Consider the following 20,866-nt stretch of genomic DNA (forward strand, 5'->3'; position numbering starts at 1 on the left):
AGCCGAGGCCCCCGCTCGGCCTCGCGCTTTCAGGCCGTCATTTCGACCGATCGGTGATCCTGTCATGCGGGACTTGAAGGCGATCATGGCCATGTGCGGCATCAGCCCCTCAATCCGGCGGACCTTGGCCGGGTTGTTCATTGGTCGGCCGCGAAAGCAATCGGCCGGGATATTCAACTCTCCTCTATGAAAACCCAACCAGTGCGCTCACGTTGGGTCGAGCCTCACGCAAGGAGACGCATGCCATGTGGCGCTTCTTGATGTCTTCGACGGATGTGACGCCCGCGAGCGCCATGCTCATGGTGAGCTCCTTCCTCAGCATCTCGAGAACGGCGATGACGCCGTCCGCTCCGGCCGAGGCAAGACCATAGGCGTAACTTCGACCCAATAGGCAGCCGTCCGCGCCCAGCGCCAGGGCTTTGAGCAAATGACTGCCGCGCCTGATGCCGCTGTCGAAGAGGATTTCGACTTCGCCGGAATAACGGCTCGCAATTACGGGCAGGGCCGCGATCGAGGACATGACGCCGTCGAGCTGCCTCCCTCCATGGTTACTGACGACCACGCCGTCGGCACCGATGCCGATGGCACGCGCCACATCTTCGGGATCGGTGACACCCTTCACCACCACCCGTCCCGGCCAGCGCTTCACCACAGCCTCGATATCGCTCCAAGTGAGATCGGTCTTGAGCTGCCGCGACATGTAGGCTGCCTGCGCGATGAGCCCGCTGCCGACGCCATCCCAATGCGCGAAGTTGCCGAGCCCCCGTCCCAATGAACGCCAGGACCGCGCGAACCATCGGGGGTGCATAGCGCAATCGAGCAGCATGCTGAGGGGCGGCCGGGCCGCCGACCTATATCCGTTCCGCAGGTCCCGATCACGCATGCCCGGATGGGTGGTGTCGACGGTGATGACAAGGTTCCTGAACCCCGCCGCCGTGGCGCGCGCGAGAATTTCCTCCGTTCGGCCGGGGTCCTTGAGCACATAGAGCTGAAAGGCATCCCCGTCGCCGACCTCCGGCATCACCTCCTCGATGCTGCACACCGAGAAACTCGACAGGCAGGCACCGATACCGGCCGCGTGCGCGGCCTGAAAAGCCAGGATCTCCCCTTGCGGATAGAGCATGCCAAGCGATCCGATCGGCGCAAGCGCCACGGGAAAAGGCGCGGTATGACCAAGCACAGGCCCAGCCGGATCCACCTTTTCGCCGCGTAGCACCTTCTGGCGAATGTAGATCTCCTCGAAATCCGCCGTATTGCGGGCGAGCGTCGATTCATCGAGCGCGCCGCCATCGACATATTCGAAGAGCGTCCGTGGCAGGATGGATTGCGCCGTAAGGCGATAGTCGTGCACGGATGCCGCCGTTCGCCTCAGCATCGCCGAAAGTCCTCCCAAAACCGTGCCTGTCCGGTCACCGTTCAGCCACTGACGGATTGGGCTTGCGCCGCTTTCCAGGCCTCGAACTCACCGCGTGCATCCTCGGCCAGCGGATAATAACGCCGGAGATCCCCACCCTCGAGCAGACGGATGCGGGAATAGTCCTCCCATTCGTGCCAGATCGAGCCCTTCTGCAGGAGCTCCTCAGCGGCGACGGCTGGCACGGCGATCGCCCCGTCGTCATCCGCGACGATGATATCGCCCGGCAGAACGAGCACGCCTCCACAGGCCACCGGAACGTTCACGGCAAACGGCATGAGATCGGTCTGGGTATGGAAATTCGGCGTGAAGCCACGCACCCACAGCGGCACCTCGAGCTTGCTGACATTGGGGAAATCGCGGATGCACCCGTCAACGACCATGCCCGCTCCGCCCCGGCCCTTGAAGTAGGCGAGCATCATCTCGCCGAAAATGCCGGCGGTCATGCAGCCCCTCGCATCGACCACGACGATGTCGCCCGGCTCGGTCTGATAGAGCACATGCCGGTGAAGCTGCGCCTCGGGATTCCCGTACTCGTCGTCCCCATAGACGTCCCGTCGTTTCGGCATGAACTGCAAGGTCAGCGCCGGCCCGGCGACGGTGCGCCCCGGCTCATGCGCTCTTGCAGGCCCGGCCATGAAGACGTTCTGATAGCCCATGCGATAGATGACGCTCGAGAGCTTCGCTGTGCCGATGTCCTTCAAGCCCTCGACGAGTTCCGCCCTGGGTCTATTGATCGTGGGGATTGGCTGCATGGTTTCCTCCGGTTCCTTGTTTTAGATATCTAGATATGTTGACATTTTCTGTCAATACGAAGGCCCGTCTTCGGCCGCACCTAAAATCGGGGGCCATAGAAATCAATATAAATATCTGAAATATATACGTATTATTTGAACAGCTGGTAACGCACCCGTCGGCGAACGCGAGGATCCCCACCCACTTGACGAGAAAATTTTGCGAAGATATCTAGATAAGTAGAAAACAAACGGGAGGACGCGCCAATGACAACGTCGGGCATCAGCAGGCGGGCATTGCTGAAGTCAGGAGTAAGCGCAGGAGTTTTGGTAGCAGGGTTGCCGGCCTTGGCTCAGGAGGCGCCGAAACGCGGCGGGACCATCGTGGCCTCGACCGACGTGCAGCCTCGCAGCCTTGATCCGGTGATGGGCAACGCGCCGACAAGCGACCGTTATACGACCGGGCATATCTTCGACACCCTTCTGATCCAGGAAGAAGACGGAAGCCTCTCCCCTTCGCTCGCGAAATCCTGGGACGTCACCGACGATGGACGCGGCATCGTCTTTCATCTGCGCGAGGGCATCAAGTTCCATGATGGCACGCCCTTCAACGCTGAGGCAGTCAAGGTCAATCTCGATCGCACACGCGATCCAGCCGTCGGCGCCACACGCGCTGTCGATCTTCTCGGCATCAAGGCGGTCGAGGTGGTGGATGATCTGACCGTCAAGATCGTTCTTGATGGGATCAATGCCGGTATGCTCGCGGCCTTCTCGGTCGAGCCGGGCATGATGTCCTCGCCCAAGGCACTCAAGGCGAACAGCGTCGCGGACTACGGGCTCAAGCCTGTCGGCACGGGGCCTTTCGTGTTCCAGAACTGGGTGGTGGGGAGCCACGTCGACTTGCGCCGCAACGAATCCTACTGGCGCCAGGGCTCCGACGGCAAGGCCCTTCCCTATGCAGACAATCTGCGCGTGCGCTTCATCACCAACCCGGCCGTGAAGCTGATCGAGGTGAAAGCCGGCTCCGTGCATGTGGCCGACAATATTCCCCCCAATGAGTACCCCGGTATAGAGCGCGACCCCAATCTGTCCCTGCTGAAGGTACCGCCGGGCGTCATGCAGTGGCTCGCGTTCAATACGCGGCGCGCTCCGATGACCGATCCCCGCGTTCGCCGTGCTGTCAGTCTCGCGGTCGACCGGGCCTTCCTGTTCGATCTCGTGGCGGACGGCTATGGAGCGGTCGCGCGCGGGCCCGCCGCGCCCTCCGGTTGGGATTACAATCCGGAACTGCCGAAGATCCCGCCTCACGATGTCGAGGAAGCCCGCCGCCTCCTGGCCGAGGCGGGCCACGGCAAGGGCCTGAAACTCTCCATGCTGATCATTCAGCGTGAACCGGACACCCAGATCGCCCAGGTCATCCAGCAACAGCTCGCCGATGTGGGCATCGAGGTCGAGATCAACGCGCCGGATCGCAGCGCCGTCGGCGCCATCCGCCAGTCCGGCGGATGGGATATCTATATGGCGCGTTTCAATGTCCCGCGGCCGGATCCCGTGCAGATCTATGATTTCCATTACGGACGTAATGCCAATCAGAACTTCTCCCTGATCGAGAGGGATGAGCAATTGTTCGCCGCCGTCGATGCCGGCCGCACACATCTCGACAGGGATACACGCAAGAAATATTATCTCGACGTGCAGAATATCCTGATCGACAAGTCCTACTATGCATTCCTGTTCTTCAGAGATGCTCGCCACGTCGCCCGAAAAAACCTGCGCAATCTGAACGTCGATGGCGGCGGCGTCTGGAATATGGCGGAGGCTTGGCTCGCATAGACCACCGCGACCAAAGCGACCGCAACCAGAACGACCGCGACTTGGCGCCATCACGCCCGTCCGGACCTCGCGCCTCCGGTCTTTCAGTCGTGAAGACATGGTCGGCGCGAGCCGGAGATCCGACACCGCATAGCCGGCAATCCGCGACTACCGTTTTGCCGGCCGTCAGCAGACATAAGCGAGTTGAGCCATCATGAAGATCGTCGACTTCCGCGTAACCTGTGCCGCCATTCCGTTGAACGCCAAGTTGCGACACAATCGCGGTGTCCATCCCGGACGTTTTCAGCGCACGATCGTCGAGCTCATTACTGATGAGGGCATCGTAGGTCTCGGCGAGGTCGGCGGCGGAGACCAACGGCGCGCGATGGAAAAATTTCGGCCGCACATCATTGGGCTCGACCCCTTCCATCTCAATACCATCAAGCTGCGCGTGCTGCGTTCGACCTACTATATCTCCAACGCGCTCATTTATGCCGCCATCGAGATGGCCTGTCTCGATATCCAGGGCAAGGCCCTCGGCCGCCCCGTACATGAACTGCTCGGCGGCGCCATCCGCCAGTCCGTGCCGTTCATTGGCTATCTGTTTTGGCGCTACGACAGGCCCGGCGGTGGTGATGATACCTGCGCGGAGGATGTCGCCGAGCATTGCGTCGAGTTGCATGAGACGCTGGGCGTCAAGGCCATGAAGCTCAAGGCCGGTGTGATGGACCCCGAGGAGGAGGCCCGCGCCATGGAGCTCTGCCGGGCGCGGCTCGGCGACCGTTTCGGGCTGCGCATCGATCCCAACGGGGTCTGGTCCGTGCCGACCGCGACCAGGATCGGGCAACGCCTCGAGCCGCTCGGCCTGCAGTTCTACGAGGATCCGTCCTGGGGGCTGACGGGCAATGCGGCCGTGAAGGCCGCGGTGCGCATCCCCATCGCGACCAACATGTATCCCGCCAAGTTCGACGACCTCGCACCGGGCATTCGGCTGGGCGCGGCCGATATCATCCTGACCGACCTGCACTACTGGGAAGGTCCGCGCGGCGTCCTGGAGCTCATCGCCGTCTGCCGCACCTTCGGGCTCGGGATGGCCATGCATTCCGGTACGGAGTTCGGCATCGAGCTGGCGGCCATGATCCATACCGCCGCCTCCATTCCGGAGATGACCTTCGAGGGCGACGCCCACTACCACTATCTGGATGACGACATCATCGAGGGCGGAAAGATGGCCTACAAGGACGGCATGCTTGCCGTGCCCCAGGGGCCGGGCCTGGGGGTCGTCATCGACCAGGACAAGCTACGCTTCTACGCCGAATACTTCGAGAAGATGGGTGACTATTATGGGAGCTGGCCTCGCGACGCCCGGCGCCCTGATTGGGTCCCGATGACCGGCGCGATATGACGGGGCGGTGAGAGGAACCATGCCCATGCGGACCAGCCCGTTCAAAGCTGATGATCTCGTCGATATTCTGACCCTGATTTTTCGGGCCGCGGGTTGCGCGGACGACATCGCCAAAGAGGTGGCGGACGCCCTCGTCGACGCGGATCTCTCCGGCCACGACACCCATGGGTCGCGGCAGGTCGATTTCTATGTCGAGAGGCTGAAACGCGGCGAGGTCGATGGTCTGGCTCGCCCCACGATCGAAAGCGACATGGGTGGCCTCGTTCGCATTGCGGGCAACCGCGCCTTCGGGCAGATCGCCGGCGCCTTTGCTGCCCGTCTGGGCGCCGAACGCGCGGCGCGTGATGGAAGCTGCATCGTCTGCCTTTCCGGCTCCGGCCATCTCGGCCGCAATGGTCGCTGGGCTGAAATCGCCGCGGATCGCAACGTGGGGTCGCTCCATTTTGGCCAGGGCATCCCGCAGAGCGGGCCAGTAGCCCCGCATGGGGGACGCGAGGGGCGCCTCAACACCAACCCGATCGCGCTCGGCCTGCCTGGCGCCACGCCGCACGAGCCGATCGTCCTCGACTGCGCGACGTCGGCGGTGTCGGGCAGCACGATTAAGCAGGCCCATGATCGAGGGACGTCGCTGGATACGCCATGCCTTGTGAAAACCGACGGCACGGTTACCACCGACCCGGCGGCTTTCATGGCGGGCGATGCCGCCGTCATGACCTTCGGCGGCTTCAAGGGCTTCGGCCTTTCGGTCTTCAGCGAGATCCTCTCGACGATCGTCGCGACCGCGGGGGATGCGAGGCCCAGCACCAACAGCCTGTTCTCCATCTATTTCTCGGTCGAGAAACTGATGTCGCTCGGAGACTACGAAGAACGCCTCGCCGCCTATCGGGACCGCGTCGTGACATGTCCCCCTTTGCCGGGCGTCGATACGGTCATGCTTCCCGGCGATCGGTCGCGCGAAGCGCGCCGGCGCGCGGCGGAGAGGGGTTTCACGCTGACAGCGGATACAGCACAGCACGTGCGCAGGGCCGCGGAAATCGCGGGCGTGTGGAAGGACGTCGCTTACCGCTGCCCGGAACTACGCTATTGGGGGCACGAACCCGCCGCCGGGAAAGGCGACGGACATGATGGACAAAGGTAGAGAGAGAAAAGGGACAGGCCCGTGGTAGCAGCCAGGATCAGCGACCGGCGTAGACTGTCATCGATCGTCGCCCAGGAGATTACGAAGTGGATCATCAACGGCACGTTGAAGGCCGGGGATGCGCTTCCTCCGGAAGCCGAGATCGTTCGGCAGTTCAACGTAAGCAAACCGACGGCGCGCGAGGCTATCGACCATCTCAGTGTCATGGGAATAGTCAAGGTCCAGCAAGGCAAGCAAACAACGGTCAATCCGCTTAACTCGCTGGTTCTGGAGGATTTCTTTCGCTATGCGGTTCAGACCTACCCCGAAGGGCTCTACGACATCGTGGAACTGCGGCGGGGGCTGGAGACCGAAGCGGCGGCCCTTGCCGCCGAGCGGATCACGGATGACGAAGTCCAGTTGCTGAAATCACTCGCGGAACGACTGCGGACAGGGCTGCATTCGCCAGCCGAATGGCTTTCGACCGACTACGAATTTCACGCCGCAATCGTGAGGGCGTCGAAAAACAAGCTGATCCTGCAGACTTTCAATGGCATCAGCGAGCATGTCCGCTATGTGCAGCGCGTCTGCCACATGCAGCGGGACATGCGCGTGCCGGACTACAACCTGCGCCTCCACGAAAAGCTCGCCGAGGCCATCATCGCAGGCGATCCGGCACGGACGCGAGCCTTGATGTTCGAGCACTTCGGCTATGTCCTGCCCTTCGTCGCGGCCATTGTCAGCGACAAATCCCGACTAAGCGAGATGTTCTGAGACAGCGATGGCCAAGATCCCGAAATTTCTCCTGAGCCGGCTCGCGCAGATGCTGCCTGTCCTGTTCCTGGCTTCAGTGATCGTCTTCGCGATCACGAACCTGCTGCCTGGAGACCCCACCTACGCGCTGCTCGGGGAGACAGCCAGCGAGGCCGAGCGTGAAGCCGCACGCATCCGCTTCGGACTGAACGATCCCTTGCCGGTCCAGTATTTTCGCTGGCTCACGACCATTCTCGGCGGAGATCTCGGGCGCTCGCTCTACCGCAACCAGTATGTGCTGGACATGCTGATCGGCCGGATTCCCGTCACGCTTCAGCTGTGTCTCATGTCCATTGCTCTCGCCATCGCCATCGGCGTGCCGGCGGGCGTCGTCGCCGCGAAATGGCGGGGCAGCGCGGCCGACGTCGTCGTCAGCGTTCTCTCGATGGCGAGCGTTGCGATGCCCTTCTTCTGGGCCGGAATCCTGCTGATCATCGTCTTCTCCCTGCACCTCGGGTGGCTGCCGTCATCCGGATACGTGCCATTCACGACAGATCCCCTGCGCAACCTCCAGCTCATGATCTTGCCGACGATCACGATCGGAACGTCCTTTGCCGGCTTGATCATGCGGCAGGTGCGCGGCGCCATGCTCGAAGTCTTGAGCTTCGACTTCATCCGGACGGCACGCGCCAAAGGCGCCTCGGAGATGAGGGTGGTCTTCCGCCACGGCCTGCGTAACGCGCTGATCCCTGTGATCACCGTCGTCGGGTTGCAGACCGGCGCACTGCTCGGCGGAGCGGTTGTCGTCGAATCCGTGTTCTCCTTGCCGGGGCTCGGCTCCATGATGGTCGAGAGCATCTTTTCGCGCGACTATCCCGCCATACAAGGGGCCGTGCTCTTCAGCGTCTGCTGCGTTCTTCTGGTCTCCGTTATTGTTGACGTGCTTTACGCCGTCGTCGATCCCCGCATCGAATATTGAGGAGGATGCAATGGCGATGGCAGCTCCTCCAATCATCACTCCCCTGTCGCCGACACAGCGCTACATGCGCCGCTTCGCGACGCACAAGCTCGGCGTCCTCGGGCTTATCTTCCTGATACTCGTCGTGTCCGCGGCGCTGTTCGCGCCCTGGATCGCGCCCTATCCGCCCCAGCGCATCCTGACGCGGGCGCTCCAGGCGCCGTCTTGGAAGTATTGGTTCGGCACGGATGAAATCGGTCGCGATATTTTCAGCCGGATCGTCTGGGGATCACAGATTTCGCTGCAGGTCGTCGGCTACTCGATCGCCGGCGCGGCTATCGTTGGCGCCACCGTGGGGCTGATCGCCGGCTACGTCGGCGGCTGGATCGACATCGTTCTGATGCGGATCATGGATGCCATCATGGCATTCCCGTTCCTCATCTTTGCCCTGGCGATCGTCGCCATTCTCGGCCCTTCCGTGCAGAACTCCGCGATGGCGATCGCGATTGCCAAGGCCCCGGGTTTTGCCCGCATCGTGCGCAGCGAAATCCTGGGCTTGCGGGGACGGGAATTCGTCAAGGCGGCGATCGTGCTCGGCGCCACCGACCAGCGCATCATCACGCGGCATCTCTGGCCGAATGTCACCGGAAACCTCATCATTTACGCCTCGTTGAGCGGCTCCACGGCGCTCATTACCGAGTCTTCTCTCTCATTCCTGGGCCTCGGCGTGCGGCCGCCCGCGCCAAGCTGGGGCTATATGATTTCGGTGGGCATGGCCCACTGGCAATACTGGTGGATGAGCGTGTTTCCAGGCCTTGCGATCTTCCTGACGGTGCTTGCGTTCAATTTCGTCGGCGACGCCCTGCGCGATGCCTCGGACTCGAAGCTCGACCTCGGCACGTCCTGAGATGACAACCTCGGCCCGAGAGACGCACCCCCCTCTGCCTCGCCTTCTTGTCACGGGGGCCGCAGGAAGGCTTGGACGTCTGGCGGTCACGCATCTGAGGCAAGCCGCCCGCTATGACGTGGTCGCGACCGACGTGGCGACCATTCCCGATGGCATCGCCGCGGACCTGACACAACCCGCCGCGCAATGGGACGGGTTCCTCGATGGCGTGGACGCCATTCTGCACTGCGCGGGCCATCGCGGGCCGGGAACGACCTGGCAGGAAGCCCAGGAGCTCAACCTGGACTTGAGCCTGCGGCTCATGGCGGCGGCGCGGCGGCGCGTGAAACGCTTCGTGTTCCTCAGCTCGAACTGGGTGATGGCGGGTCACAGGTTCACGCAAGGACCCATCACAGTCCATCGCGAGCCAGCCCCCATCAACCCCTACGGCATGTCCAAACTGGCGATCGAGCGCGCCGGCATCGCGCTGGCCGAGGCCGGTGATTTTGATTTCATCGCGCTCAGGATTGGCATGGTTGTCGCTAAACCCCTGGATGCCGGGCGCCGGCTTCCGTCCATGCGGCGCTGGTCACAGGAAATGTGGCTAGGCGGTGAGGATTTCTGCGAGGGGATAGAGAAGGCCCTGACCGCACCCGTGAACGGCGCAAGTGTGCTCAATCTGGTTTCGGACAATCCCGGCTCGCGCTGGGACATCTCCGAGACGAGGCAGCGGATCGGCTATTCACCCGGCCCCGGCCGGCGAGCCGAGGTCCAGCCCGCGCACGAGGCGGCCGAGGTCACAGCCGCCCGCCTCGATCTATGCCGAACCGAGATCGTCAGGCATCTGGCGGCCGGAAGCGCGGACCTGCCCGATGAATCGGCGGCGCGATGCGCGGAAATCCTGACCGGTGAGGAGAAGGCACCGAAGCATCTGCCATAGGCTTCAATGCGCCGCCCCCGCACAAGTGGCGCTTCGGCTCGCGATGTAGACGCGCCAGTAGTCCGCGTGGGGGAAATTCGGATGAACACTGATCAAGCCGCGTGGATCCACGGTTTTCAAGAGGGCTTCATCGGCCGGAAGTAAGGACGGAGGGAGGCACGCCAAGGCGTCGGCGCGCTCCCACGCCTTCGTGACGCTTTCGATCTCCTGCGAAAACCAAAGATTGTAGAGATACGTGGTACCCGCCCCCAAACCGAGAGCGATTGCCAGGGCGACCTGCATGCCCCGGCCAAAGCGGAGCAGCCAGCCGCATATCCCAATGAGCGCAACGGCAAGGCCAGGGAAGGCCGAGCGCGTGTCCAGATATGCGCAGGGCCATGCCTCGACGCACCAGGTCTGATGCCGCACGGTCATCGCGACCGGTAGCGTCACATACAGGCTGAACAGAAGGCCCACGACGGCAATCATGAGCCAGGGCCGATCACGCTCGAGATACCGGAACGCCCCCCATGCCACCCCGGCGGTCAACACGGACATACCACCCCAGGCAGCAAGCGCTTTCCACGGTGCCAAAGTGAAGTGCGTCCGTTGGATCGGGAGCAGGACGGTCCCATTCAGGATGTGAAAGAACGACGTCCAGGCCATCGCTCCCAGATTCCAGACGCCATCCGGAGAATTGCTGGCGTAGTGGGAGGGATGCACGAACCGATAGCCAAGGTAGACCACCAGCGCCGTGGTGATGGCTGACGCGTCGAGCACCAGCCGGCTGGACCTTAGTCCGGCGAGGCCCTCCTCCTTTCCGCGGGAGAAATTCGCGAGATACTCGCAGCCGACGACCCCAAGCCCGAACACCCAGGCATACTCACTGATCGCCATGCTGAAGCAGAGGACGACGCCGAGCATGCACTGTGTCACCAGGGAACGCTGGCCTCCGCCAGCCATGCGCGATGCCAGAATGAGCAAGAACGGCACCGTGTTCTGAAGCGGGTAACTGTTCGGCGGCATGTGATCGAACCCAAGGCGTTGGTATGTGACCAGCACCAGGAAGATCAGCAAGGCAAATGCCCTTGATCGACTTTGGCGGCCGACCCAGAGCGCGGTGAGCAACATCAGCCCGCCCCATGCCCCAAGGAAGCCGACCCGAGCCCAGGGAACCGCAGCCAGATCACTGGCCAGCATGTTGACGGGCAACAGAATGAACTGTCCAACCCGACCTTGCTGCGCGGCGTTCTCGCTCAGGAATTGAATATTCTGCGCAAGCGTATTCTTAAGCGAAAGATAGTGAAACTGTATTTCATCAGCCGTCAGCCTGAAGCCTGACAGGAAAGGCCGCGCCTGCAATGCGGCCGCAAACAGGGCGAGGGCCCAGAGCACAGCGAAAACGTTGCCACGGATACGTATTTGTTCCCCCCGCCCACAAATTTATACTTATCCAAATTTTAGACGTCGGGTTGTCTGCCCAGCCACCCGGCGACGTCTTATTTCTTAGGATACGAACCTCCACCTCGATTTTTTTTGTATGGTTCTGATAAATAGCCGATTTCTGTCATTTTCATGTCGCGGCAGCGAGGAGCGGGGACATGACGTCTGGCATAAATACTACCATGAGGCAAGCGCCGCTTTATCCCCGGAGTGATCAGGAAATTCACTAGAGGGCAATCATCTCGCCGGCTCTCGGAAGCGGATTAGCGCAGCGTTGGCGCCAGTGTCTTCCTCGCTTCATGTCAGCATGCCAGCAACCGGTGTGGTTATTTTGCTGGTCATCATTGGCTGGCTCGGGTAGCATATCACCATGCCGTATGGACATCGGATCGGAGTTTTTATCGATCATGCCCGTTCGCAAGACTGAAAGCCGTATTCCGGAGAATTATCAGGCTTCCGATCTCGGGCAGGCTGGGCTTTCGGCCGACGGGCGCTCAGCCGTTGTATCCTTCATCACATCGCCAGTTGTCATCGGTAGGGACAATACTTTCGTCGTCTTTATCACGGATGGCGCACTGGCCGCGTCCGTGCAGTCGTTCGAATGGTCCTTCGCCGAGAACGATGGCGCGCCCGCAGTCGTGACGGCAGGGATCGGCGAGGTCAGCTATCGCCCCACGGCGACAGGCCGTCTCGCAACTGCGGTGCGCTGCCTTGACGGCGGAGGGACCGCTCTCGCAGCCCTTTCTCTCGATCAATCGGTGGTCTCGCCGCACGCCGGGCTCGAGGCCATGATCGCGGCGGGCGCTGACGAGCCAGGTCCTTCCGCCGCCAATCCGGAGGTGTCGCGCGAGCTCGTCAACGACTACAATATCTACTATCAGAACGTGGTCCCGCGCTCGGGCGCCACGGATGAGGGCTTCCGGCGCCTGGTTTTTGCCTTGCTCATGGAAAGTGCATTGCAGACCAGTGTCGCCCGCCGTCAGGCCGATCTCGCGGACATGGAGGCGGTCCTGAACGCGGGATCGGCTGGCTTTGCGACGCTCGCCGGCCGTGGGTTGGGCGTCGCGGGGTTGCGTCCGACGCTTCTTGCCATGACTGTCGGCCCGCATCTACCTTGGACGGAGCTGCCTGCGGATGGCGCGGCGCATGCCCTGGCCGAGGAGGAATTGCGTCGCAAAACGGCGGCGCTCCCTGAGGCAGCGCGCATCGACCTCTTCAATCTCGCCCGCTTTCCCAAAAGCAGCATCACGCAGTGCGGACGGGCGATCGAAGCCCTCCGTGACCGCTATTTCAACGGCATCGATTTCGACACGGTCCTCGCCGAGCTCAACGGCACGCGGGCTCACTGGATCAACAGGCACTACCGGGAAGGGCCCCTGAAGCGCGCGTGACAAGCAACACCCCCGCCGATCCGTGCGGGCTGGAGGATCGGAATGGGGAGGACGAGCAAGCGATCGCAAACGGCCGGCCATGAGGCCATCCGTCAGCTCGCGCCGAACACCGCCCCCGAGGGGCCCGGCCCCGATCCCGGTGGTGGTTCGGGCTCGACCTTTCCCTTGCCGCCGGCTCTGGAGACCGCCGCGCAAGCCTTCAGGCAACTTTTCACGGACAATGAATCGGAATACCATCTGCTCGGCGGCCAGTTCGCCCTGGTGCGCGCCATGCGCGCCGCGTTGAAGACGAAGATCTACGACATCAACGATACCGCCCTGCGCGAGGCGCTGCTCAGCTTGATCGAGGATGGCGGCTGGGGCGATCTCGCCGACGCGATACGCTCGGCTGGCGTGCGCATCGGCCAGTCCTACCGGAACGGTCTGCCGGCAGGTCACCCCGACAAGACAAAGCCGCTCGGCGTGCTGCGGTCCGGCTCGACGGTCACCGGCACTACGGCCTACACGTCGGCGACGGCTTCGGCACGCCAGACAATGAATGCCGCACAGGTCTCCGCGGCTGACAAGGCGATCGCCACCGCCGTACTCAACGACAATACCGCCAATGGCGCGTGGGCTTATGAGCGCGTGAACCGGTGGCTCGGTCAACCCAAGCTCGCCGCCGCGACATTCGACAAGGTTTCCTTGCCGCGGCAATGCGCTCTGTTTCTTGACTCACTCGTCATGTGCGGTTCCGCCTCGCAATTCACCGCGAAACAACTCTTGAAAACGCGCAATGTCGCCGCGCAGTCGCTGCCGGCATTCACGCCGGTCACCTTGACGAACCTGAATGCCAAGGACGACCGATCGACGACCAACAATCTGATGTTGAACTATACGCCCGGCCAGCTGCAGACTGTCGTCGCGGCCGCGCGCACGCTTCTCAGCGCGGGACGCTATCTCGTCGCCGGATGCCTGAGTGGCCGCAAGTACGAAGCCGGCGAACATCCGTTTCCCGAACATTACATTCTTCTCTTTGCCGTCGCCGACAAAACGTTTCTGTTCTGGGATCCGGATGTTTCGGTCACCGATATTGCTGAACTGAGTGGGAAACTTGGACCTGCTATCGGAGTTCTGTTCTACGACGATTCCGATGCCGCCCGTCCGAAATTCTCGACTGGTCTCGATTTCAACGATCTCTCCGATATCGACATCAACGGGCACCATACTAAACACCGAAAACGCCACCGATATCAGATCGTGCACCTGCAAAAACCATAGCCCGAGCGTTCCCCACTCTGGAGTGAGCCCCGCATCATGTCCCAGAACGCCCTCACCTCCCTCCTCTGCGACATCGCGGTGGCGTTTGGATCGATCGCCGACATCGATACGCCGGAGCGGGCAGCCGCCCTCTTCGCCAAGCTCGGCTATGCCGTGCCGGGGGCGACCGCCATGGGGGCGCTCGCTGGCCTCAAGAGCGCGGTGGCCGGGCTCGGCGGCAGCGTCCGGGCTTCCGCCAGCATCGACACCGACAACGGAAAGCTTGCCGCCAATATCGATCTGCTCGCGCGGCTCGCGGCGGTCGCCGACGCCATGCGCCAGGTCCAATCAGCCCTTCAGGGCGCCGGTGTCCCCAATCTCGGCGAGCTCGTGCCACGGCTGACCGACCATCTCCTGCTCGACCATATCGATCGCGCACAGCCGCAACTGCATGAGGGGTTGCTGCTCATTGGGCTGATCGATCGCAACGAGGCGCCGGCGGCCGGCCAGCCCATGCGGCGTATCAACTGGCGACGCCTGAGCGCCTTGCTCACCGCACCCGGCGAGATCGCCCGGGATGTCTATCGCTTCGACACCAACCTCGATATCGATCTGCTCCTCGCGCGCCTCGAAAAGCTGATGCGCGCCTCCGGCATGCCGGGCGGGCGCTACCCGCAAGCGGCCGCGACCAAGGCGGCATTGGGCAACGCTGGCGCCGGGCTGCCGGAACTGCGTTTCCCCTTCTTCCAGAAAGGCTTCACACCCGAGACCTACAGCCAGTTCGGCATCACCATTTCGCCGGCCGAGGCCACCGGCGGCAAGCGCCGGGGCGTGGCGCTCCTCCCCTATATCAGGGGTGGAAACAGCTTCCAGTTCAATGTCTGCGATCGCGGCGAGCTTGTCTTCTCGTCCACGACCGACATTCGCAAGGTCGGCTTTACCGTGCGGCCTCCCTTCACGGCGGAAGGGCTTTTCGATCTCACCGGCGCCTTCGGCGCCAGCATTGCCATTCGCGAGAAGAAGGCCCGCGCCGAGGAAGTCACCCTCATCGGCTCGCCCGGCGGCACGCGCCTCTCCGTACAAGGGCTCGGCTTCAACATCTTTGCCGGCACACCGCAGGGCAAGCTCGACCTCGGCGTCGAAGCCGAGATCGGTGCCTTCCGTTTCGTCATCGATGCCGGTAAGGCAGACGGCTTTCTGCAGAAGGTCCTCTCCGGCCTGCATGTGGAAGCGGAAACAGACCTCGCCTTCGGCATGGCGCTCTTGTCCGGCTTCACCTTTCGCGGCGGCGGCAAGCTCGCGCTGGAGCTCAGCACCCATATCGATCTCGGCCCGGCCAAGCTCGATGGCATCCGGCTTGGTCTCGGCCCGAGCAACGACCGCTTCAGCCTCGATACGGGGGCGCTGCTGAAGTTCGACCTCGGGCCGCTCAAGGCGGTTGTCGAGGACATCGGGCTTTCGACCAGCCTCGATTTCCGCCCGGGCAATCTCGGCCCGGCGCATCTCAGCGTCGGCTTCAAGCCGCCGAAGGGCGTGGGGCTGTCCGTTGATGCGGGCATCGTTACCGGTGGAGGCTATCTCAGCCTCGATCCCGAACGGGGCGAATACGCCGGCGCCATCGAGCTCAGCTTCAGCGGCATCGTCGCGCTCAAGGCCTTCGGGCTCATCTCGACCAGGATGCCCGATGGCACCAAGGGCTTTTCGCTCGTCATCATCATCTCGGTCGAGTTCGGCACCGGCATCCAGCTCGGCTTCGGCTTCACGCTGCTGGCGGTTGGCGGCCTTATCGGCCTCAACCGGACGATGAATCTCGAGGCGCTGATGGACGGCGTGCGCACCGGCTCCATTGAATCCATCATGTTCCCGCGGGACGTGGTGGCGAACGCACCGAAGATCATCAGCGATCTCAGGACGTTGTTCCCGGCGCAGGAAGGCACCTTCCTCATCGGGCCGATGGCCAAGCTCGGCTGGGGTACGCCGACGCTGGTCAGCGTCTCGCTCGGGATCATCATCGAGATCCCGGGCAACATCGCCATCATCGGGGTCCTGAAGGTGGCGATCCCAGCCGAGGATGCACCGCTCATCATCCTTCAGGTCAATTTCGCCGGCGCCATCGAATTCGACAAGCAACGCATCTATTTCTTCGCCTCGCTGTTTGAATCCCGGGTCGTCTTCCTCACCATCGACGGCGAGATGGGATTGCTCGTGGCCTTTGGCGACGACGCGAATTTCGTCGTCAGCGTCGGTGGTTTCCACCCCCGTTTCGCGCCGCCGCCCCTGCCCTTCCCAAGCCCAAGGCGCATCAGCGTCAGCCTCCTCAGCACGCCGTTGTCCCGAGTGAGGATCGAGGGCTATTTCGCCGTCACTGCCAATACCGTGCAATTCGGGGCGCGGGTCGAGGTCTATTTCGGCTTCAGCGCCCTCAACGTCAAAGGCCATCTCGCCTTCGACGCACTGTTCCAGTTCTCGCCCTTCCGCTTCATCATCGAGATCTCCGCCTCGCTGTCGGCGAATGTCTTCGGCGCGGGGCTGTTTTCGGTGCGTGTCCGGGGCGAGCTGCAAGGCCCCGCGAAATGGCGCATCAGGGGCCAAGGCTCGATCTCTTTGCTCTTCTGGGATGTCGATGTGGACATCAACGAGAGCTGGGGCGAGAGCGCCGACACCCTGCTGCCGCCGATCGCGGTACTGCCGCTGCTCGCCGGCGAATATGCCAAGATGGAGAACTGGCGGGCAATCCTGCCCGCAGGGAACGGGCTCTTCGTCACGCTGCGCAAGATGCCGGCCGAGGAAGCAGCGCTTGTCCTTCATCCCGTCGGCCTCCTGGCGATCAGCCAGCGCACCGTGCCGCTCGCTATCAAGCTCGACAAGATCGGCAATCAGGCGCCCAGTGACGTCAACCGGCTGACGATCGATGTCGCCGGCGGCGGGCTCGCCAAGCGCGACGACGCCTTCGAGCCCTTCGCGCCGGCGCAGTTCCAGAATTTCTCAGATGCCGACAAGCTGTCGCGGCCAGCCTTCGCGCCGGAGAAATCCGGTTTGCATCTGTCCGCAGCAGGTGCCGATCTCAGGACGAGCCGCATGGTCAAACGCATCGTGCGTTACGAAGAGATCATCATTGACAACAACTTCAAGCGCTTTACGCGGCGCTTCTTCCTCTTCGCCGGCACGCTGTTCAATTTCTTCCTCAACGGCGCGGCGATCACCCATTGCGCGCTCTCGAAGGCCGCCAAGAAGCAGCTCGATCCGTTCGAGGACAAGATCACGGTGATGCCGGAGACCTTTACCGTGGCTTTCCAGGCGACCAACAAGGCCTTCGCCGCCAATGCCGGCGCCTTCCGCAGCGAGGCGAGCGCCCGCCAGTTCATGAATGACGTCGTCGCGAACGATCCCACACTGATGGACGCCGTCCACGTCATTCCAAGCTACGAGCGGGCGGCATGAAGGGGCGCGCGGGCGTAATGGCCAGAGCGATGGCGGGGGTGACGGAATGAGCGTGATCGGCACCTACTCCTTCCTGCCATGGCTGCGCCAGGGCCTCGCCAATCAGATCGCCTCCGCTGATTTCGATCCCTCGGTCAAAGTCAGGGCCTCGGTGAGCATCGACCTGGCGCTGACCGGCGACAAGCTCGGCGGCGGTACGACAGCAGAGACAGTGAGCCGCCCCATGGCGCTGTTTGGCCCCGGCGATATCGTGGGCATCGACAAGCGCGCCATCGTCCGTGTCGAGCCGCGCGACTGGGTCACGAATTTCGAGCCCAACTATCTGCCGGCCATCGAATTCTACGACGAGGACTTTCCGTGGCGCTACACACCGGCGGCGCCCGATCTCGGCCGGGGGCGGCTGCGTCCCTGGCTTGCCCTCGTCGTCCTCGCGGAAGGCGAGTTCAAGGACGGCAAGGCAGGGCTCGACCGGCCGTTACCTTATGTCGACGTCGACAATCTCGCCGCCTTTCCCCGCGCCGACGAGCTGTGGGCCTGGGCCCATGTCCATGTCAACCGCAGCCTCGCGGCAGGCGACAGCGAGTTCGTCTCGACGGATGTGAACGCGGTCCTGTCGAAATTCGGCGCGGTCCTGGCTGAGAACCCTGATCTCGCGTATTCGCGGATCATCTCGCCACGCAAGCTGGCGGAGAACACCGCCTATCACGCCTTTCTCGTGCCGACCTTCGAGACGGGGCGTCGCGCCGGTCTCAAGATCGAGATCGGCGACGATGTTCCCGCGACGTTGTCGGCCTGGGACGCCGGTCGCCGGCCTGAGCCGCAGAGCTTTCCCTATTATCACCGCTGGTTCTTCCACACGGGCGCGCGTGGCGATTTCGAGATGCTCGTCCGCCTGCTCAAGCCGAAGCCGGTGGATCCGCGCGTCGGCACACGCGAAATGGACGTGCAATATCCGGGCGCCAATGTCGCGGGGCTCGATAAGCCGGAGCTGGGCGGCATCCTCAAGCTCGGGGGCGCGCTTCGCCCCCCGGCCAAGGTGCCGGCCACACCACCGGACCTATTCGAGACCTGGGACGATCCCTTTCCGAGGCCGCTTCAGGAGGATCTCGCCCGGCTTCTCAACCTGCCGGACGACTATCAGCGCGCGGGCGACCCCGACCCGATCATCGCGCCGCCTCTCTACGGGACCTGGCATGCGCTGACGAAGCGGGTGCTGAGCGAGGCCGACGGTTCGCCGGCGGCAACCCCGGACAACTGGGTGCACCGGCTCAATCTCGATCCGCGCTTTCGCGTACCGGCAGGTTTCGGCACCCGTGTCATCCAGGACAACCAGGAAAAATACATGGATGCGGCCTGGGAGCAGGTGGGCAACGTGCTCGAGGCGCAGCGCCGCATCCGCTTCGGCCAGTTCGCGGTGAAGGTCAGCGAGATCTGGTACGACCGCCATCTGCTGCCGCTCGTCGGCGTGAGCCGGCAGAAGGCCCTCCTGCTCATGGCGCCGCTGAACAAGCGTATTCTCACCGGGGCTTTGACCATCCACCACGCGCAGGCGACGAGCCTGCTGCAGCCGGTCATGACATCGGCACCCTTGCGCCGCATCATCCGGCCACGCGGGCGGCTGATCAGCGCCCTTCCCTTCGACGCCGCGCGCCCGCCCGACCAGCTCATTGATCGCGTCAACAAAGGCGAGGTCAGCGCGGCACCTCCCAAACAGACACCGCCCGGCCTCTTCACCGCCGATCAGGCGGCGGACGCGCTCGTGCCGGCTGCCGCGCCGCCCTGGGTGGTGGATTGGCTGAAGCGCCTGCCGCCTCTGCCATGGCTCGTCATTCTCGTCGCCATTCTCATCGCTCTCCTCTGCCTCCTGGTGCTGTCACCGACCATCGGGGTCCTCCTGGCGGCGGTCGTCATCGCCGTCGGGGTCTATCTCAGGCGGTGGCTCAACCAATGGGCTCCCTCCGTCGCCGCGTCAGAGGCCTTGAAGGAGGACAACCAGACGCCAGCGGCCGTCGATGCCATGCCGGGGGCTGGCGGCTTCGTGATCACCGAGCCAGGCTCCGGATTCCTGCCCGGTCGCGGGCCGGACAGCCAGGAGGCAACGCGTTTCAAGACCGCCCTGAAGGAGGGCTTCGCGCTCGTCCAGGCCAGCGCCGCCGCCGGCGCGGCCCCGGTCCGGCGTCCGCTCGATCTCGATGGCCTCACCGCGACAGCCGTCAAGGCGATCAACCCCACGCACACGATCCCGCGCCGTATCCGCGCCGGCATTTTCGTTCCGCCCCGCCTCATCATTGAGATCGGGGAAGCCTTCGTCGAGCCCATGGCCTATCCAGTCATCGACCAGCCGATGTACGAACCTCTGACGGCGCGCTCCTCGGAGCTCTTCCTGCCGAACATCAATCTCATCGCGAATAATTCGATCACGCTGCTCGAAACCAACCAGCGTTTCATCGAATCCTACATGGTCGGCCTCAACCATGAATTCGCGCGCGAGCTCCTGTGGCGGGAATATCCGACAGACCAGCGCGGCTCGACCTTCCGCCAATTCTGGGATGTGCGCTCGTTCTTCAACAGGGACAATCTCGACGACGAGGCGCTGAAGGAAAAACTCCGCGACATCAAACCCCTCCACACATGGAGCCGGACGTCCTCTCTCGGCAGCCACGACAACCGCGAGGCCGTCGCCGGCGCGACGGAGGAAGAGCTGGTGCTCGTCATCCGTGGGGAATTGCTGAAGCGTTATCCAACCGCCGTCATCTATGCCCATCGCGCCGTCTGGCAACGCAAGGACGACGGCACGGAGGCCGACAAGGCCCGTGAGCCGTGGGATCGCCATGGCCCGATCGACAATCTCAAGGAGCGGCGCCTTGCGCCTCTCACCGCCGCCGAGGAGGCCAATCCGCCGAAGTCCAAGGTTTTGACGCCGCTCTACCAGGCGCGCGTCGAGCCCGACATCTATTTCTTCGGCTTCGACCTCACCGTGGAGAAGGCAAAAGGAGGCACGGGCGCCGATCCCGACGACGATCCCGGCTGGTTCTTCGTCATCAAGGAGCGCCCCGGTGAACCCCGCTTCGGCCTCGACATCGAGAACCAGCCGAAACTGAATGTCTGGAATGATCTCGCCTGGGACGACGTGCAGCCCAATGCGCCGGGCAGCCATATCGAGATCGCAAAGGCGCCCGCCACCCTCACGCTCGTGACGCCGACCGGCACCGACAGCGAGAAGGCCGTACAGTTCGCCGACGACAAGAAAATCGCCTGGAGCCACGGCATGAGCTCCGCGGAACTCGCTTACATTCTCTTCCAGGCCCCTGTGCTCGTTGGCGTCCACGCCAGCGAGATGCTTCCGAAGTGAGA

At 63.2% G+C, this 20,866-nt stretch carries 14 protein-coding genes; 11 read left to right on the forward strand and 3 right to left on the reverse strand.

All coding sequences use genetic code 11. The features are described from left to right. Window positions 1-184: 184 nt before the first annotated feature. Together KIO74_RS24625 and KIO74_RS24630 are read right to left on the reverse strand one after the other, a co-directional pair. On the reverse strand, window positions 185-1,375 hold the full coding sequence (locus tag KIO74_RS24625) for an alpha-hydroxy acid oxidase (RefSeq protein ID WP_213337610.1): 1,191 nt from the start codon (window positions 1,373-1,375) through the stop codon (window positions 185-187). Between the two features lie 41 nt (window positions 1,376-1,416). After that, entirely contained in the window at window positions 1,417-2,169 is a 753-nt protein-coding gene (locus tag KIO74_RS24630) for a ribonuclease activity regulator RraA (RefSeq protein WP_213337611.1), read from the reverse strand. Window positions 2,170-2,415: 246 nt separating this feature from the next. On the opposite strand from KIO74_RS24630, the gene KIO74_RS24635 reads away from it, so the two are divergent. The 7 genes from KIO74_RS24635 (at window position 2,416) to KIO74_RS24665 (ending at window position 10,019) form a co-directional block, all read left to right on the forward strand. Continuing rightward, complete coding sequence (locus KIO74_RS24635) at window positions 2,416-3,981, forward strand: ABC transporter substrate-binding protein (protein ID WP_213337613.1); 1,566 nt, start codon at window positions 2,416-2,418, stop codon at window positions 3,979-3,981. 193 nt (window positions 3,982-4,174) lie between these two features. Beyond that, window positions 4,175-5,365: an enolase C-terminal domain-like protein gene (locus KIO74_RS24640; protein WP_213337614.1), complete on the forward strand. Its 1,191-nt coding sequence runs from the start codon at window positions 4,175-4,177 to the stop codon at window positions 5,363-5,365. 25 nt (window positions 5,366-5,390) lie between these two features. Further along, window positions 5,391-6,503, forward strand: coding sequence for an Ldh family oxidoreductase (locus KIO74_RS24645; RefSeq protein WP_213337615.1), 1,113 nt, complete (start codon window positions 5,391-5,393; stop codon window positions 6,501-6,503). Between the two features lie 21 nt (window positions 6,504-6,524). After that, window positions 6,525-7,256, forward strand: coding sequence for a FadR/GntR family transcriptional regulator (locus KIO74_RS24650; protein ID WP_213337616.1), 732 nt, complete (start codon window positions 6,525-6,527; stop codon window positions 7,254-7,256). Window positions 7,257-7,263: 7 nt separating this feature from the next. Continuing rightward, window positions 7,264-8,214, forward strand: a complete 951-nt coding sequence (locus KIO74_RS24655) for an ABC transporter permease (protein ID WP_213337617.1) — start codon at window positions 7,264-7,266, stop codon at window positions 8,212-8,214. A 16-nt stretch (window positions 8,215-8,230) separates the two neighbouring features. Beyond that, complete coding sequence (locus KIO74_RS24660; RefSeq protein WP_213337618.1) at window positions 8,231-9,100, forward strand: ABC transporter permease; 870 nt, start codon at window positions 8,231-8,233, stop codon at window positions 9,098-9,100. A 1-nt stretch (window position 9,101) separates the two neighbouring features. Beyond that, window positions 9,102-10,019 carry an NAD-dependent epimerase/dehydratase family protein gene (locus KIO74_RS24665; protein WP_213337620.1) on the forward strand — a complete coding sequence of 306 codons (918 nt, stop codon included), beginning with the start codon at window positions 9,102-9,104 and terminating at the stop codon, window positions 10,017-10,019. A 3-nt stretch (window positions 10,020-10,022) separates the two neighbouring features. On the opposite strand, the gene KIO74_RS24670 is transcribed toward KIO74_RS24665, so the two are convergent. Then, the gene (locus tag KIO74_RS24670) at window positions 10,023-11,393 is read right to left on the reverse strand and encodes a hypothetical protein (RefSeq protein WP_213337621.1); all 1,371 of its coding nucleotides are present in this window, start codon (window positions 11,391-11,393) and stop codon (window positions 10,023-10,025) included. Between the two features lie 455 nt (window positions 11,394-11,848). On the opposite strand from KIO74_RS24670, the gene KIO74_RS24675 reads away from it, so the two are divergent. The 4 genes from KIO74_RS24675 to KIO74_RS24690 are packed head-to-tail and all read left to right on the forward strand — an operon-like array spanning window position 11,849 to window position 20,864. Next, window positions 11,849-12,832 (forward strand): hypothetical protein, encoded by a 984-nt coding sequence (locus tag KIO74_RS24675; protein ID WP_213337622.1) that lies wholly within the window; start codon window positions 11,849-11,851, stop codon window positions 12,830-12,832. 42 nt (window positions 12,833-12,874) lie between these two features. Then, entirely contained in the window at window positions 12,875-14,092 is a 1,218-nt protein-coding gene (locus KIO74_RS24680) for a hypothetical protein (RefSeq protein ID WP_213337623.1), read from the forward strand. A 36-nt stretch (window positions 14,093-14,128) separates the two neighbouring features. Next, on the forward strand, window positions 14,129-17,512 hold the full coding sequence (locus KIO74_RS24685) for a DUF6603 domain-containing protein (RefSeq protein WP_213337624.1): 3,384 nt from the start codon (window positions 14,129-14,131) through the stop codon (window positions 17,510-17,512). A 46-nt stretch (window positions 17,513-17,558) separates the two neighbouring features. Continuing rightward, window positions 17,559-20,864 (forward strand): hypothetical protein, encoded by a 3,306-nt coding sequence (locus tag KIO74_RS24690; RefSeq protein WP_213337625.1) that lies wholly within the window; start codon window positions 17,559-17,561, stop codon window positions 20,862-20,864. The last annotated feature ends 2 nt before the right edge of the window (window positions 20,865-20,866 follow it).

The sequence above is a fragment of the Chelatococcus sp. HY11 genome, from assembly GCF_018398335.1.
Taxonomy (GTDB): domain Bacteria; phylum Pseudomonadota; class Alphaproteobacteria; order Rhizobiales; family Beijerinckiaceae; genus Chelatococcus.

Bases quoted from the DNA above. Each gene is read 5' to 3' on its own strand.
- KIO74_RS24625 (WP_213337610.1), bottom strand. From the start codon at position 1,375: ATGCTGAGGCGAACGGCGGCATCCGTGCACGACTATCGCCTTACGGCG.
- KIO74_RS24630 (WP_213337611.1), bottom strand. From the start codon at position 2,169: ATGCAGCCAATCCCCACGATCAATAGACCCAGGGCGGAACTCGTCGAG.
- KIO74_RS24635 (WP_213337613.1), top strand. From the start codon at position 2,416: ATGACAACGTCGGGCATCAGCAGGCGGGCATTGCTGAAGTCAGGAGTA.
- KIO74_RS24640 (WP_213337614.1), top strand. From the start codon at position 4,175: ATGAAGATCGTCGACTTCCGCGTAACCTGTGCCGCCATTCCGTTGAAC.
- KIO74_RS24645 (WP_213337615.1), top strand. From the start codon at position 5,391: ATGCGGACCAGCCCGTTCAAAGCTGATGATCTCGTCGATATTCTGACC.
- KIO74_RS24655 (WP_213337617.1), top strand. From the start codon at position 7,264: ATGGCCAAGATCCCGAAATTTCTCCTGAGCCGGCTCGCGCAGATGCTG.
- KIO74_RS24660 (WP_213337618.1), top strand. From the start codon at position 8,231: ATGGCAGCTCCTCCAATCATCACTCCCCTGTCGCCGACACAGCGCTAC.
- KIO74_RS24665 (WP_213337620.1), top strand. From the start codon at position 9,102: ATGACAACCTCGGCCCGAGAGACGCACCCCCCTCTGCCTCGCCTTCTT.
- KIO74_RS24675 (WP_213337622.1), top strand. From the start codon at position 11,849: ATGCCCGTTCGCAAGACTGAAAGCCGTATTCCGGAGAATTATCAGGCT.
- KIO74_RS24680 (WP_213337623.1), top strand. From the start codon at position 12,875: ATGGGGAGGACGAGCAAGCGATCGCAAACGGCCGGCCATGAGGCCATC.
- KIO74_RS24685 (WP_213337624.1), top strand. From the start codon at position 14,129: ATGTCCCAGAACGCCCTCACCTCCCTCCTCTGCGACATCGCGGTGGCG.
- KIO74_RS24690 (WP_213337625.1), top strand. From the start codon at position 17,559: ATGAGCGTGATCGGCACCTACTCCTTCCTGCCATGGCTGCGCCAGGGC.